General features: G+C 53.8%; 13 protein-coding genes, 16 tRNA genes and 1 rRNA gene (1 of these 30 cut by a window edge). 27 read left to right on the forward strand and 3 right to left on the reverse strand.

All coding sequences use genetic code 11. From position 1 onward, the window contains the following. From L6439_RS05145 to L6439_RS05230, 18 genes are all read left to right on the forward strand, one after another. Positions 1 to 1609: ribosomal RNA gene (locus L6439_RS05145) — 23S ribosomal RNA — on the forward strand (it extends 1322 nt beyond the left edge of the window). Positions 1610 to 1671: 62 nt separating this feature from the next. Next, positions 1672 to 1747, forward strand: a tRNA-Asn gene (locus L6439_RS05150). Position 1748: 1 nt separating this feature from the next. Next, positions 1749 to 1841, forward strand: a tRNA-Ser gene (locus tag L6439_RS05155). Positions 1842 to 1846: 5 nt separating this feature from the next. Next, positions 1847 to 1921 (forward strand) — tRNA-Glu (locus tag L6439_RS05160). Between the two features lie 80 nt (positions 1922 to 2001). After that, positions 2002 to 2077 (forward strand) — tRNA-Val (locus L6439_RS05165). Between the two features lie 5 nt (positions 2078 to 2082). Beyond that, a tRNA-Met gene (locus L6439_RS05170) sits at positions 2083 to 2159 on the forward strand. A gap of 4 nt (positions 2160 to 2163) precedes the next feature. Beyond that, positions 2164 to 2240: transfer RNA gene (locus L6439_RS05175), tRNA-Asp, on the forward strand. A gap of 18 nt (positions 2241 to 2258) precedes the next feature. Then, positions 2259 to 2334 (forward strand) — tRNA-Phe (locus L6439_RS05180). A gap of 12 nt (positions 2335 to 2346) precedes the next feature. Further along, positions 2347 to 2422 (forward strand) — tRNA-Thr (locus tag L6439_RS05185). Positions 2423 to 2426: 4 nt separating this feature from the next. Then, positions 2427 to 2512 (forward strand) — tRNA-Tyr (locus L6439_RS05190). Between the two features lie 5 nt (positions 2513 to 2517). Then, positions 2518 to 2591, forward strand: a tRNA-Trp gene (locus L6439_RS05195). Between the two features lie 21 nt (positions 2592 to 2612). Then, a tRNA-His gene (locus L6439_RS05200) sits at positions 2613 to 2688 on the forward strand. 6 nt (positions 2689 to 2694) lie between these two features. Next, positions 2695 to 2769 (forward strand) — tRNA-Gln (locus L6439_RS05205). A 5-nt stretch (positions 2770 to 2774) separates the two neighbouring features. Continuing rightward, positions 2775 to 2849, forward strand: a tRNA-Gly gene (locus L6439_RS05210). A 3-nt stretch (positions 2850 to 2852) separates the two neighbouring features. Beyond that, positions 2853 to 2927 (forward strand) — tRNA-Cys (locus tag L6439_RS05215). A gap of 22 nt (positions 2928 to 2949) precedes the next feature. After that, positions 2950 to 3026: transfer RNA gene (locus L6439_RS05220), tRNA-Arg, on the forward strand. 14 nt (positions 3027 to 3040) lie between these two features. Then, positions 3041 to 3122 (forward strand) — tRNA-Leu (locus L6439_RS05225). Between the two features lie 197 nt (positions 3123 to 3319). Further along, the gene (locus L6439_RS05230) at positions 3320 to 3541 is read left to right on the forward strand and encodes a hypothetical protein (protein WP_237096752.1); all 222 of its coding nucleotides are present in this window, start codon (positions 3320 to 3322) and stop codon (positions 3539 to 3541) included. A gap of 503 nt (positions 3542 to 4044) precedes the next feature. Here the strand turns inward: L6439_RS05230 and L6439_RS05235 are convergent. Beyond that, positions 4045 to 5580: a flotillin lipid rafts scaffold protein FloT gene (locus tag L6439_RS05235; RefSeq protein WP_213468782.1), complete on the reverse strand. Its 1536-nt coding sequence runs from the start codon at positions 5578 to 5580 to the stop codon at positions 4045 to 4047. 65 nt (positions 5581 to 5645) lie between these two features. After that, complete coding sequence (locus L6439_RS05240) at positions 5646 to 6185, reverse strand: NfeD family membrane protein (RefSeq protein WP_213468783.1); 540 nt, start codon at positions 6183 to 6185, stop codon at positions 5646 to 5648. Positions 6186 to 6437: 252 nt separating this feature from the next. Between L6439_RS05240 and L6439_RS05245 the strand changes: the two genes are divergently transcribed. From L6439_RS05245 to L6439_RS05275, 7 genes are all read left to right on the forward strand, one after another. Continuing rightward, positions 6438 to 6743 carry a LiaF transmembrane domain-containing protein gene (locus L6439_RS05245; protein WP_006675756.1) on the forward strand — a complete coding sequence of 102 codons (306 nt, stop codon included), beginning with the start codon at positions 6438 to 6440 and terminating at the stop codon, positions 6741 to 6743. 44 nt (positions 6744 to 6787) lie between these two features. Beyond that, positions 6788 to 7462, forward strand: a complete 675-nt coding sequence (locus tag L6439_RS05250; protein ID WP_213468784.1) for a PspA/IM30 family protein — start codon at positions 6788 to 6790, stop codon at positions 7460 to 7462. A gap of 8 nt (positions 7463 to 7470) precedes the next feature. Then, on the forward strand, positions 7471 to 7938 hold the full coding sequence (locus L6439_RS05255; RefSeq protein ID WP_168182224.1) for a PspC domain-containing protein: 468 nt from the start codon (positions 7471 to 7473) through the stop codon (positions 7936 to 7938). A 1-nt stretch (position 7939) separates the two neighbouring features. Then, on the forward strand, positions 7940 to 8620 hold the full coding sequence (locus L6439_RS05260; protein WP_168182225.1) for a PspA/IM30 family protein: 681 nt from the start codon (positions 7940 to 7942) through the stop codon (positions 8618 to 8620). 134 nt (positions 8621 to 8754) lie between these two features. Continuing rightward, on the forward strand, positions 8755 to 9408 hold the full coding sequence (liaF, locus tag L6439_RS05265) for a cell wall-active antibiotics response protein LiaF (protein WP_168182226.1): 654 nt from the start codon (positions 8755 to 8757) through the stop codon (positions 9406 to 9408). Positions 9409 to 9447: 39 nt separating this feature from the next. Beyond that, positions 9448 to 10542: a HAMP domain-containing sensor histidine kinase gene (locus L6439_RS05270; protein WP_168182227.1), complete on the forward strand. Its 1095-nt coding sequence runs from the start codon at positions 9448 to 9450 to the stop codon at positions 10540 to 10542. A gap of 1 nt (position 10543) precedes the next feature. Next, entirely contained in the window at positions 10544 to 11188 is a 645-nt protein-coding gene (locus tag L6439_RS05275) for a response regulator transcription factor (RefSeq protein WP_168182228.1), read from the forward strand. Positions 11189 to 11404: 216 nt separating this feature from the next. On the opposite strand, the gene L6439_RS05280 is transcribed toward L6439_RS05275, so the two are convergent. Further along, a complete protein-coding gene (locus L6439_RS05280; protein WP_168182229.1) occupies positions 11405 to 11815 on the reverse strand; it encodes a hypothetical protein in 411 nt (136 codons plus the stop codon). Positions 11816 to 11978: 163 nt separating this feature from the next. Here L6439_RS05280 and L6439_RS05285 point away from each other — a divergent pair, with 163 nt between their 5' ends. After that, the gene (locus tag L6439_RS05285; RefSeq protein ID WP_237096753.1) at positions 11979 to 12755 is read left to right on the forward strand and encodes a YwmB family TATA-box binding protein; all 777 of its coding nucleotides are present in this window, start codon (positions 11979 to 11981) and stop codon (positions 12753 to 12755) included. 113 nt (positions 12756 to 12868) lie between these two features. Beyond that, the gene (gene zwf / locus L6439_RS05290; RefSeq protein ID WP_213468786.1) at positions 12869 to 14413 is read left to right on the forward strand and encodes a glucose-6-phosphate dehydrogenase; all 1545 of its coding nucleotides are present in this window, start codon (positions 12869 to 12871) and stop codon (positions 14411 to 14413) included. Positions 14414 to 14524 lie beyond the last annotated feature (111 nt).

The following is a 14524-nucleotide window of genomic DNA, read 5'->3' on the forward strand; positions in this document are numbered from 1 at the left end:
AGACATGTGAGAATCATGTCCGCCGAAAGCCTAAGGGTTCCTGGGGAAGGCTCGTCCGCCCAGGGTAAGTCGGGACCTAAGGCGAGGCCGAAAGGCGTAGTCGAAGGACAACAGGTTGAAATTCCTGTACCACCGTAGCCGTTATGAGCAATGGGGGGACGCAGAAGGATAGGGACGCGAGCTGATGGATGCTCGTCCAAGCAGTGAGGCTGGTCAGTAGGCAAATCCGCTGACCGTAAGGCTGGGCTGTGACGGGGAGGGAAAATTACAGTACCGAAGGTCTTGATTTCATGCTGCCAAGAAAAGCCTCTAGCCAGGTGAAGGTGCCCGTACCGCAAACCGACACAGGTAGGCGAGAAGAGAATTCTAAGGCGCGCGGAAGAACTCTCGTTAAGGAACTCGGCAAAATGACCCCGTAACTTTGGGAGAAGGGGTGCCCCGGTAGGGTGAATAGCCCGAGGGGGCCGCAGTGAATAGGCCCGAGCGACTGTTTAGCAAAAACACAGGTCTGTGCGAAGCCGTAAGGCGAAGTATACGGGCTGACGCCTGCCCGGTGCTGGAAGGTTAAGGGGAGTGGTTAGCCGCAAGGCGAAGCTATGAACCGAAGCCCCAGTAAACGGCGGCCGTAACTATAACGGTCCTAAGGTAGCGAAATTCCTTGTCAGGTAAATTCTGACCCGCACGAATGGCGTAACGACTTGGGCGCTGTCTCAACGAGAGATCCGGTGAAATTTTAATACCTGTGAAGATGCAGGTTACCCGCGACAAGACGGAAAGACCCCATGGAGCTTTACTGCAGCTTGATATTGGACTTTGGTACGGTCTGTACAGGATAGGTGGGAGCCTGGGAAGCCGGAGCGCCAGCTTCGGTGGAGGCGCCGTTGGGATACCACCCTGATCGTATCGGAGTTCTAACCTGGGACCGTGGAACCGGTTCGGGGACAGTGTCAGGCGGGCAGTTTGACTGGGGCGGTCGCCTCCTAAAGAGTAACGGAGGCGCCCCAAGGTTCCCTCAGAATGGTTGGAAATCATTCGAAGAGTGCAAAGGCAGAAGGGAGCTTGACTGCGAGACCTACAAGTCGAGCAGGGACGAAAGTCGGGCTTAGTGATCCGGTGGTACCGCATGGAAGGGCCATCGCTCAACGGATAAAAGCTACCCTGGGGATAACAGGCTTATCTCCCCCAAGAGTCCACATCGACGGGGAGGTTTGGCACCTCGATGTCGGCTCATCGCATCCTGGGGCTGAAGTAGGTCCCAAGGGTTGGGCTGTTCGCCCATTAAAGCGGTACGCGAGCTGGGTTCAGAACGTCGTGAGACAGTTCGGTCCCTATCTGTCGCGGGCGCAGGAAATTTGAGAGGAGCTGTCCTTAGTACGAGAGGACCGGGATGGACGTACCGCTGGTGTACCAGTTGTCTCGCCAGAGGCATAGCTGGGTAGCCAAGTACGGAAGGGATAAGCGCTGAAAGCATCTAAGCGTGAAGCCCCCCTCAAGATGAGATTTCCCACATTGGTAAGACCCCTTGAAGACGACGAGGTAGATAGGTTGGAGGTGGAAGTGCAGCAATGCATGGAGCTGACCAATACTAATCGGTCGAGGGCTTATCCTAACGAAGATGATTATGATTCTTTACTTTCGCATTCAGTTTTTAAGGTACAATACCTTATATATTCCCTGATAGCTCAGTCGGTAGAGCACTCGGCTGTTAACCGAGTTGTCACAGGTTCGAGTCCTGTTCGGGGAGCCATGGAGAGATGTCCGAGTTTGGCCGAAGGAGCACGATTGGAAATCGTGTAGGCGTCACAAGCGTCTCGAGGGTTCGAATCCCTCTCTCTCCGCCAGTTATGGCCCGTTGGTCAAGCGGTTAAGACACCGCCCTTTCACGGCGGTAACACGGGTTCGAATCCCGTACGGGTCACCAACTATGTCTTGTGACTGGTAAAAATTGAGGGTTGAAATTAACCCTAACATTCTGTTAAGATATATTAGTCGCTACAATATGGACGCTTAGCTCAGCTGGGAGAGCATCTGCCTTACAAGCAGAGGGTCGGCGGTTCGATCCCGTCAGCGTCCACCATATATCGCGGGGTGGAGCAGTTCGGTAGCTCGTCGGGCTCATAACCCGAAGGTCGCAGGTTCAAATCCTGTCCCCGCAACCAATCTGGAGCTGTGGTGTAGAGGCCTAACATGCCTGCCTGTCACGCAGGAGAACGCGGGTTCGAATCCCGTCAGCTCCGCCATTATACTTAACCTTATTAGGCTCGGTAGCTCAGTCGGTAGAGCAGAGGACTGAAAATCCTCGTGTCGGCGGTTCGATTCCGTCCCGAGCCACCATAAGAGGCTTGCGCCGGTGTAGCTCAGTTGGTAGAGCGGCTGACTTGTAATCAGTAGGTCGTGGGTTCGACTCCTATCGCCGGCACCATCGTGGAGGATTAGCGAAGTGGCCAAACGCAGCAGACTGTAAATCTGTTCCCTTACGGGTTCGGTGGTTCGAATCCATCATCCTCCACCATACATAGGGGCATAGTTTAAAGGTAGAACAGCGGTCTCCAAAACCGTTAGTGTGGGTTCAATTCCTGCTGCCCCTGCCAATCTAACAATTGCATAATGTGGCGGTCGTGGCGAAGTGGTTAACGCATCGGATTGTGGCTCCGACACTCGGGGGTTCGATTCCCCTCGATCGCCCCATACCTTTGGGGATTAGCCAAGCGGTAAGGCAACGGACTTTGACTCCGTCATGCATAGGTTCGAATCCTATATCCCCAGCCATTTACGCGGACATAGCTCAGTGGTAGAGTATCGCCTTGCCAAGGCGAGGGTCGCGGGTTCGAATCCCGTTGTCCGCTCCAGATGGCGCCATAGCCAAGTGGTAAGGCAAAGCTCTGCAAAAGCTTTATTCCCCAGTTCGAATCTGGGTGGCGCCTCCAACTTATTCTTTCTGGACATTATGTGCCCTTAGCTCAGCCGGATAGAGCGTTTGACTACGAATCAAAAGGTCAGGAGTTCGAATCTCTTAGGGCACGCCAGATCAACTTCATATGCCGGTGTGGCGGAATGGCAGACGCGCGCGACTCAAAATCGTGAGGGAAACCGTGGAGGTTCGAGTCCTCTCACCGGCACCAGTTTTAACACCAAGACACCTGAAGGGTGTTTTTTTGCTATTATAGAATTAATAAATTTATTGGGATGGAAGCAGGTCTTCCATCTGTTTTTTAGGGGTAAGATTAGCTATAGAGACGTACTTCTTGAAACGAATCTTTTAAGATCGTTGGAACCTGGGGGCATCGTTTCCTCTTGGGGCTTGACCGAGTGGAGGGAAATGCTGCTATTTTACAGCAATTTCGGCGCAATGGGTCTGCATTACGGGGAAATGCTGCACATCTACATCATTCTAGGCCCTTTTTGTCAAAGTCGAGGGGAAACGGGTGAAATTGCTGCCGTTGTGCAGGATTCTCTTTCGGGTAAAGTTGTCCCTCTCGAATTGCTGTATTTGCGCAGGATTTTGATATCGCTCGGCTGGAAGCGCGGCATGCGGAGCTGAAAGGGAAGCTGGCGGCTGTGAAAATAACTTCTGGAGGCTCTTCCCCGGGCGATGTCAATTCCTCGTTAAATCGTGGAGTTTTGCGGATTTGCCTACCGAATCGGCCCGTCTGGAACAATCGTGCAGGATATTCGCTTACCGGATAGACGTTTCCAGGGACGTTCTGCAGTTTGCAGGCCGTTGTACGAAAAATCCGTTGGCCTTTGTTATTTATGCCTAAAAACATGGCAGACTGTAGTGCAGGCGTCAAGGTCACACGGTTCTCACCAGCCCGCTTCCGCCTGTGAGGAGATACATGCTCTGACAGTCTCTCTCCGTCTGCCTGCAAGCGAGGAAGGACGGTTGGCCCAGCGCTGACGGCGCAGAAACGATGACCAGCCGCTGGGCTGTGGAGGCCGACGGAGGACAATCTATATAGAACAAGAAGCCTTGCCCTAACAATTTCGGCAAGGCTTCTTTATTATGCTGTATAGGTTAGATGTTCTCTTAGTACAATAACCGGTTTATTCTGCCTTCGGAGTCTCGTCGCCCCCGATTACTGCTGGAGCTTCCGGTGAAACTGGAGAACGCTTCGGCTGTGCCGAACCCGATCCATTCGTCAGGCGCTGAATCATTTTCTCGACGTCCAGTCCGGATACGTCCTTCAGCATCTGCGGGGCCGTCGCCATCAGTTGCGTGACATAATTGCTGACGCGGGCCGCGCCTTCGCCGTTGCCTGTATCGACGACCGTCAGCTTATCGATCTGCTGCAGCGGCTCGGCAATCTTGCCGGCCAATTCAGGCAGCATCTTCATGACGATATCGAGCACCGCGGCTTCGCCGAACTTCTCGAATGCTTCCGCGAGCTTCTGCTTCGCTTCGGCTTCCGCCAGACCGCGCAGCCGGATAACTTCGGCTTCCGCCGTTCCTCGTGCCCGTTCGGCATCCGCTTCCGCCAAGCCGGCGAGACGCTTCTGCTCTGCCATGGCTTTCGCTTCCGCTTCGATTCGGTATTGCATCGCATCGGCTTCGAGCACGCGCTTCGATTTATCAGCTTCCGCGGACTGAACGACAGCGTAGCGCTCCGCGTCCGCTTTCTTCTTCACTTCGGCGTCATACTGCTTCTCGCGGCGCAAAATTTCTTTGGCTTCGAGGTCGATTTCCCGCTCTTTCCGAACGAGCTCGACCCGCATTTGCTCCTCGACCACGCTTTGCTTGGAACGGGCTTCCTGCACGTAATATGCTTGGTCGGCTTCCGCCCGGGCCATATCCTGTTCCTTTTTAAAGGAAGCGATCTTCAATTCCTTCTCTTTCGCCGCTTCGGCGATATTCGTATCGCGCAGCAGCTCGGCCTTCATCCCCTGCTCCTCGGCATTCGCCTTCTGGATACGTGAGTCTCTCATCGCCTCGGCTTCCGCAATCTCCGCGTCCCGCTTCACGGCCGCAATCCGCGGCTTCCCGAGCGCATCCAAGTATCCGTGTTTGTCGCGCACGTCCTTGATCGTGAAGGAGACGATCTGCAGTCCCATCTTCTTTAAGTCTTTGGCGGCTACGGACTGAACTTCCTGCGCGAAACGATCGCGGTTGCGGTATACTTCCTCCACGGTCATCGAGCCGAGAATGGCCCGCAAATGACCTTCCAATACTTCCTGGGCTTCGCTCTTGAGCGCATCCGTCGGTTTGCCGAGGAATTGCTCGGCAGCGGTTGCGATGTCTTCAACCGAACTGCCGACTTTGATAATCGCGACGGCGTCGGTCATAACGGGAACACCTTGTTCGGTATATACTTCCGGAGTCATCACATCGAGCTTATGAGATAATAAGGACAAGAATTGAGACTGTTGAAACACCGGTAAAATAAATGCGCCGCCACCGCGGACAATTTTCATCTTGCGTCCCGTTTCGTCGGCGCTGACATTTTTGGAACCGAGATACGTCCCGGTCACGATCATCGCCTCATCCGGGCTGACCGTCTTGTAGCGGGCCCAGAATGCGAGACCCAGCACGAGGATGACGCCGATTACAATCGCCGGCACCATGATCGCTTCATTGAATTCCATGGCATACAGCTCCCTTTTCTATGTAAATTTGTAGTGAAACCGTGAGTTTTGAGCAACGTCTTGAATCAGTTTTCTTGAAGGCTGAGCATTTCTTTGGTGAGAGGGGATACATACAGCGTGTCTTCGACCACATGGATAACGACAACGGTCGTTCCGGCAGGAATGTTGTCTTTGTCGAAGGAAGCGGCGATCTGATTCGTCAAGCCGGCTCCGATCCGCAAGGTCACTTCCCCGTAACCAACGGAAGGAATCGAAATGCTGACTTCTCCGACTTTGCCAACCAGATCCTGAATGGAGAAGCCGGTAGAGCTCTCCGTATTGTGCATGGGTCGAATATAGAGGAAATACATCAGAAGACAGACGACGAGCGCGCCGGCGATAGCGACCACCAGGATAAGCGTGGATTGCCAGGCTGTATAGCGGTTCAGCAGAATGCCGAGAGCGCCGAAAGCCGTCAGGCCGCTCACGAGCACCGTCGGCTGAAGAAAAGGCACCCCGTCTCCAAAAACGGCATCGAAAGCATGGCTTAAGATTTCCCCGAATATCAAGGTAACGATGGAATATAAAATACCGAAGATGAACAGACCCCAAAATAACGTTTCCATGGCATTGCTCCTCTCGCCTGCCAAAACCAGGCCTGATATTTCGGAAAGCTTCTTATGAATATATATACGCTAAAGCACGCATGGAGTTTCAAATTCCCTTCCCTCCGGTCCAGTCCCGGTTGACCTTGGGACGGTCTGTCCCCCCGACCTGAGTCCAGTACGAAAAACCGCCCCCAGCCTGTTTTGAAGAAAAGGGGAATCTCCTAAAATAAAGACATAAGCAAGGGACAATGAAAGGTGGTGACAACCCGAATGCAAATGAAAAAAGGCAACTCGTTCGCTATTATCTTGATAGCATTGGGAGCATTCATCCTGCTCAGCAAGTTTGGAGTTCACTTGGGAAGCTGGTTCGGCTACTTGTTCCCGATTCTGCTGATTGTGCTCGGTTATTATGGAGTCAAGGCAGGGAATTCGTTCTTCGGATGGATCTTCATCATATTGGGCTCCATCACATTAATCGGCAAGCTATCCTGGCTCATCGGCATTTTCATCGCCATCGGAATGATTGTGTTCGGTATCTCAATGCTGAATAACAAACGAAGCGGTCATCATTACTGAACAGCCCGCAGCAATGTATTTGGATGAAGGAGGGACAGAGAGGCATGAGCAATATTTTGAAAAGGGTTCGCGACATTACACTGGCGACGCTCAATGAGCGGCTGGACAAAGCGGAAGACCCTGTCCGGTTAATCGACCAATTCCTGATGCGCACCCGGCAGGATATCGCGGAAGCGGACCGCTTATATCAACAGTATGTGGTGCATGCGAATCAGATGAGACATCAGATGAACCAAGCCAATGAAATGAGAGAGCGCCGCGAGCAGCAAGCGATGCTGGCCTTGAAGGCGGGTGAGGAGTTCGCCGCCAAAATCGCGCTCCAGGAAAAATTGATGCACGACGAGAAGGCGCGTCAATACGAGGATCTCTACAATAGAAGCAAGCAGGCCATTCTGGAGCTGGAGGAACAACTGAACATATTAAAGAGCGAGTATCAGACCGTCTACGACAAGCGGCAGTATTATTTCGCCCGCATGCAGAACATACGGCTTCAGCAGCAAATGAACCAGCGCTTCGGCCAATACGGCTGCGGGCAGGTGGACGGCATGTTCCGCCGCCTGGAGGAGCGCGTATCCGACATGGAGTGGGAAAATACAAGCCTTCAAGAGGTGCGTCGCGCCGGCGGAACATCGCCTTACGGCGGCAATCCCGAAAGAGACATTGCCCTGCAGCGTGAGATGGAACGTCTGCGCAAGAAATTGGACACTGCGAAGGAGTGACATGAACCATGAACAGAAAATTGTACCGTTCGGTTCGTGACCGGAAGTTCTGCGGTGTACTCGGCGGAATCGCTGAATGGTTGAATATGGATGCAACGCTGCTTCGCGTACTGTTCGTCCTAGGCGTGTTCTTCACAGCATTCTCCCTGATACCCGTCTATTTCATCGTAGCGCTTGTGGTTCCGAAAGAGCCCTTCACGACCTACGGACCGTATAATTACGGCGGGCCGTATCAGAATTCGAACGGATATTATGGTAATGACGGCGGTTGCTCCGGCGGAGGGTACAACGGATACAACAACGGCCGGAACGATTACAGCAGCTATGGATCCTATGGCACCAAGCCGAACGGAAGCACAAGTCAATATGATTCCTCCATCGATTCGATGATGGATGATATTGAAAGAAAAGCAATGCGCAAGGAACTTCAAGAACTTCGCGAGAAAATCGCGAAATACGAGAAAGGGGATAAGTAAAATGGGAGTATTCAAACGGATTAAAGATATGACGAAAGCGTCGATTCATGAAATGTTGGACAAGGTGGAAGATCCGGTCGTTATGCTTAACCAATACCTCCGCGACATGGAGCAGGAGATTCGGGAAGCCGAAGTAACGGTAGCGAAGCAAATGGCCAGCGAGCGCCGCATCAAGCATCGCTATGATGAAGCGATTCGGATGGTGGCCGACCGCGAAGCTCAAGCGGAGCGCGCTCTTGTATCCGGCCATGAAGATGCGGCCCGCAAATATTTGGAAGAAAAACTGTACTTCGATCAAAAAGTTACTGAGTATGCCGAACTGCATGCCCAAGCGAAAGCGCAAGCCGATGAGCTGATGCAGCAGCTGCATTCGATGAAGGACGAGTTCTACAAGCTGCGCAACAAGCGCAATGAACTGGCTGCTCGTGCCCAAATGGCCAAAGCCCGCAAGCAAATGGCTTCCATCACGAGCGTGCACAGCATCGAATCGGGCGAAGCTTCCCGCGGCTTCCAACGCATGGAAGAGAAGATTATGCAGCTTGAAGCGGAAGCGGAAGTCATTCGCGTGCCATACGGCGGATATGCCGCTACGACCTACCAACCGCCGGTTGATGTAGAGAAGCAAATGAAGGTCGATGAGCAATTGGAAGCTTTGAAGCAAAAATTAAATCGCAGCGAATAACCTCTTGGGACTTGCCCGCGGTTATGATATGCTAACTAAGGAGCTTACGGCGATGCCCCCGCATCGCCGTTAAGTTTCGTTTGTGAGATTATTCTGTGCAACGTCTATGGATTCTGAGCGACAGGAGGTGCGTCATGATAAAGGGGAACAATCGTTTACTTGCATATTTGCTCATTGTCGCGGGTCTGTTCATTCTCATTGGCAAATGGATTAGCTTCGGAACCTTTGTCGCCCTGTTCATGCTGTACCTCGGCATTCACAAAGTCAGATCCGAGGAGCTTCGTGTCGGCTATACTTTGCTTGGCATCGGGGGAGCTATCCTCTTGTTGGAGCATCTGATGCTGTTTGTCGGCATTATTCTCATATCGCTCGGTATTTTCTATTCACGGACCCGTCATGAACAAAAGTATGAGTGGATGCAGAAGCGTCCCGATCTGACCGCGAATCTGAAATGGGATCGGGAGCCGTTCCATTTGCGCAGCCAGAGCTTATGGCATCTCATCGGAGAAAGCGATATCGACCTGTCGCTCGCGATGATGGATGAGCCCGAGACGACGCTCTTGTTCCAAGGCGTACTCGGCGACATGGATATTTCGGTTCCGGATGATATCGGGGTCTCTGTGGAAGCTTCCGTCCTGTTCGGACAGATCAATGCGGGCCAGCACCGGGAGACCGGCTTGCTCAACAAATGGACTTATACTTCGCCGAATTATGAACGATCGGAGCAGCGGGTGAAACTCCGCATCTCTTACATCGTAGGAGATATTGATATCCGATTGCACGCGTAATGCGGAGAAGATGCTGCAGAAAGGAGATGCAAGCCGGCAATGGAACCGAAGAAACAGACGAAAAATATGGTTGTGCGCTTGATGGGCGAGACGCTTCTCCTTTCCTTTGTCCTGTTTTTCGTCATCGTTTATTTAATGCAATCCTATGGATATGTCAAACCGTTCGAGACCTGGATGGCCGGCGTAAAATCGACGCTGTCTGTCTTAATCGTCGTAGCTATTATTGCGGCGATTTTCGGTTTTTTCCAAGGCTTTCGCATGAAACGGCGGATTGAGCTGCTGCGCGAATCGATGCTGCTCTTGGAGAAGGGCAATCTGTCCCGGCCGATGCCGGACCTCGGAGACGACGAGATTGGCCAGCTGGCCGATCAAATGGGCAGGGTAAGCAAGCGCTGGGAGGAACAGGTGACCTCCCTGCAGCGGTTGTCCACCAATAACGCCCAGTTGGCCGAACAGGCCCGGATATCGGCCATTATGGAAGAGCGTCAACGCTTGGCGCGGGAGCTGCATGACGCCGTGAGCCAACAATTATTCGCCATCTCGATGACGGCGACGGCCGTGCGGCGGACGGTGGACAAAGATTTTGAGCGGGCGGTGAGGCAGGTGGAGCTGATTGAGGAAATGGCCTCGGTCGCTCAATCGGAAATGAGAGCGCTGCTGCTTCATCTTCGGCCGGTTCATCTGGAAGGCAAGGGCCTTACCCAAGGTGTCGCCGAACTGATTCGGGAGCTTGAAGCGAAGGTGCCCATTCAGATTCAATATGAGATGGACGAGCATATTACGTTGCTGAAGGGCGTCGAGAATCATTTATTCCGCATCGTGCAGGAAGCGTTATCGAATACGCTCCGCCATTCCAAGGCGACCCGCATGGAAATCAAGCTTCAGGATCGGGGCGATTATGTGCGTTTGTTCATTCGCGATAATGGCGTCGGCTTCGAATGGGATGACAAAAAGCAAGCGAGCTACGGCTTGCGCACGATGCAGGAGCGAATCAATGAGATCGGGGGCTCGGTGCAATTCATTACGGCGCCGAACAAAGGCACCCGCATTGAAATACGCGTCCCCGTTGTCAATGAAGAGAACGGGCCGAAGGACGAAGAGGGCAGCGATGGCCCAGGAGGTGAAGATGCCTGATATGGACACAGATATCAAAGTATTGCTCGTAGATGACCATGAGATGGTGCGGATCGGATTGGCAGCCGTATTGAGCACCGAGGATGGCATCGAAGTCGTTGGCGAGGCGAGCAACGGCGAGGAAGGAATCCGCTTGGCGCAAGAGTACAAGCCGGATGTCGTGCTGATGGATCTGGTGATGGAGGGGATGGACGGGATCGAGACGACGCGCAAGCTGCTGAGCCTGTATCCCGATTGCAAGGTCATTGTACTAACCAGCTACCTGGATGACGAGAAAATGTACCCTGTCATTGAAGCCGGAGCGTTCAGCTACCTGCTCAAAACTTCGCGCGCATCGGAAATAGCCGAAGCCATCCGGGCGGCGGCTCGGGGACAATCCGTGCTCGAATCGCAGGTCGCCTCGAAAATGATGAACCGCTTCCGCCAGCCGAAGCCGACGCAAGCCGCGCATGAACAGTTGACCGACCGGGAAATGGACGTCCTGCGATTGCTTGCCCAAGGCAAGTCCAACCAAGATATCGCCGATGACCTGTTCATTGGAATCAAGACCGTAAAATTCCACGTCACCAATATCCTGGCCAAGCTGGGCGTGGAGGATCGCACGCAAGCCGCCATTTACGCTTACAAGAACGGCCTGGCTGAATAACGGATGACCCGACCGACAGGCCGGGTTTTTTTGTGCCCTCGCGATCACCGGAGAGCAACCGAAAAGAAAGCCAATGAAGAGCGAAAAAAGAACCGGGTGTCGGCACCCGGTTCTGTCTGCATGAGGGGCGTTACCCGGGATCCGCCGTGGTAGCGATTCGTCCCGCAAACTCGATGCGGACCGGCAGGAATTCGGGGAGGGAAAGCCGAATCAGTGTTAAATGAGAACAAGAAACAAGAGGGCGATCAGCGACAGGTCAAGTTCAATCCGCCCGCGGCTAGACAGGCCCGGATGCGGGGACGGATACGAAGCCGGAAAGGCACCATATGACCGAAGCGACGTTAACCTGCCCGTCTTCCCGCTGCATGGCTTGCAGGGACGCTTCACAGGCTTGCATGGCCGTTTGACGCGTTTGACCCGGCGCTTGTGCGGCTTTTTCTTGGGCTCGCATTCTTCCTCAATAATTGGCAGGACCTCTTCGTGAACTTCTTCTTCGTTCAGAATGATTTTGCCGTCCCGGCAAACGCTGAGACGCCCGATGAACCGGCGGCCGTCATGAGTCACGGCGCATACGATCCGCCCGCGATGCGATCGGATGATTTCTTCATCCAATGGAATAGGAATCACGTTACATACCTCCTTCTATAGCGGGAATGTTCTGTCATCAGTCTATTCATTGGACGACATTGGCGCATGGACATTGACCTAGGAGAGAAGCGCCTAATTTTGCAGCATGGAGTGTGCTCCCAGCGGTGAATTCATTATCCATACGAATAAGGAGGCGGATACCGTGAGTTTGGTTCGCAGAACGAAGACTCCGGCCATTGGATTGCTTTTGTTGGCGCTGTGCGGCGCTGTCGCTGCCGCCTGGAGCGGCGAGGCGTGGAAGGCGGCACGAACCCCGCTTGCATCGGAGACGTTAGAGGCGGCGAAGCGGATGCAAATGCTGTGGGTGCTGGCGGAGTTGAGCGGGGATCGGAAGTTCAGCTCCACAATAACGGTCCAGGGCAGCTATGCCGCCCCGGATGGGCTTCCGGCAGAGGCAGAGCGCTGGCGGCAAGAAGCGGGCATCGCGGCCCCCCTCGAGCCGAGGCAGGAGCGGGGAAGGGAAGTGTATCGCGGAACGTATAATACGGCACCCTATCAAGGAGATGTCTTGTTGTTCCAGGAGAACGACGGGCGGATGTATTACACGGTCAAATTGTCTGCGGAGGCCAAAGGAGGCATGGCCCGCTCGGCGGAAGAAGCGGAGCGGCTGCTGCTCAAGCTTGGACAGGCGGGGATTGGGGCCGATTGGAACGCGACCGTCCGTACGGTAACCGGAGCTTCCTTAACCGATGGCTTCGCCGCGGCGGAGCAGGCGTTGGCCGAATGGGGGACAGCCGTGCCGCTCGATCGGTACGAGGATGATCGCACGATCAGCGTAACGTATGAGACGGACTATATGGGAACCGGGGTGGCGATGAAGGGGCGGAAGGCCAATCTGCAGGTTGCGGCGCATGAAGATCGGGAGCGGGGAGAGACGCGTCTGTCCTTTGGCACGCCGCTGATTGCGGGGGAATATTGATTCGACCTTTTTCGCTAACCCGTGGCGTCAATCTGACAAGTATGCTAAAATGTCATCACATTCGAAATGTGTGATGTCAAGCCTATAACAGAGTGTAAGGATGATGGAGAGAGATGACTGTGATGCATAACCAAGAATCCCAACTGGCTGAAGGCGCCGTCTTTTTTATATTCGGCGCGACCGGTGATTTGGCACGCCGCAAATTGTTTCCTGCCATTTACAGCTTATATCACGAAGGCAAATTAGGTGAGCGGTTTGCTGTCATCGGCTTGGCCCGCCGTGGACGTACGAATGATGAATTTCGCGACGATGTGCGCGCGTCCATTGAAGAATTTTGTCGTTATCCGATTCCGAACGATGAAGTTTGGAACCGCTTTGCGAAGCATTTCGAATATAAACCGCTTGACATCAACAATGTGGACGGCTTCAAGGAATTACGGGTACAGACCGAGCATATTGAACGGGAATTCAATATCCCGGGCAACCGTCTGTTCTACTTGGCGCTGGCGCCTGAATTGTTCGGCAGCGTCTCGATGAATCTGCGTGACGGCGGAATGCTCGACAGCGAAGGCTGGCATCGACTGGTCATCGAGAAGCCGTTCGGCTATGATCTGCCGTCGGCCCAGAAATTGAACGAAGAATTGAGCCATGTGTTCAAGGAAGAAGAGATTTACCGCATCGATCACTACTTGGGCAAAGAGATGGTCCAGAACATTGAGGTGATCCGATTCGCGAATGCCTTCTTTGAGCCATTGTGGAACAATAAGCACATCGCCAATATTCAGATTACCCTGGCCGAGACGGTCGGCGTCGAAGAGCGCGGCGGCTATTACGATCATGCCGGAGCGCTGCGCGATATGGCCCAGAATCATATGCTGCAGATGCTCACGATGATCGCGATGGAAGCGCCTAGCCGGCTGCATCCGGAAGATATTCGCGACGAGAAGGTGAAGGTGCTTCGCTCCCTCCGCCAATTCGCGAATGCCGACGAAGTGAAGCGCAATGTCGTGCGCGGCCAATATGCGGCAGGCGCGTTGAACGGCAAGCCGCTTCCGGCTTACCGGGAAGAAGAGAAAGTGAACCCGGCGTCCGTCACGGAAACATACTTCGCCGCCCGTCTCTTTGTGGACAATTTCCGCTGGGCAGGCGTTCCTTTCTATATTCGCACCGGCAAGCGGCTTCCGGTCAAAACGACCGAGGTCGTCGTGGAGTTCAAAAATATGCCGACGAATGTATATTTATCGCAAAAACATAAGCTGGAACCGAATCTGCTCGTCATTCGGGTGAACCCGATGGAGGGCATCTACGTCAGAATCAACGGCAAGAAGCCGGGTGCCGACGCAGGCGTACAGCCGCTCGCCATGGATTTCTGCCAGAGCTGCATGGTCGGCATCAATACGCCGGAAGCCTATGAACGGCTTATCTTCGACGCGGCGCGCGGCGATTCCACTTACTTCACACGCTGGGATGAGGTGGCGTCGGCCTGGGCGTTCGTGGACAAGATCGCCGGGGCCTGGAAGGCGTCCAGCGAAGACCTGCATCTGTATCCGGCAGGGTCTTGGGGACCGGAGCAAGCGGACAAGCTGTTGGCCGAAGACGGCTTCCAGTGGTGGCCGGTGAACGGACAAGAGGAGAGCCAGGTCGTATGGAACAAGTAATTTAACATGAGGTGAAGGCTGTGCTCCCGGCGGGAGCACAGTTTTTTTAGGCCAACGCGGGATGAGTCCGTTTATAGCTTTTCCCGATTACAAGATTAAAATATCATATTC

Origin of the sequence: Paenibacillus dendritiformis (assembly GCF_021654795.1) — a bacterium.
Classification (GTDB): Bacteria; Bacillota; Bacilli; order Paenibacillales; family Paenibacillaceae; genus Paenibacillus_B.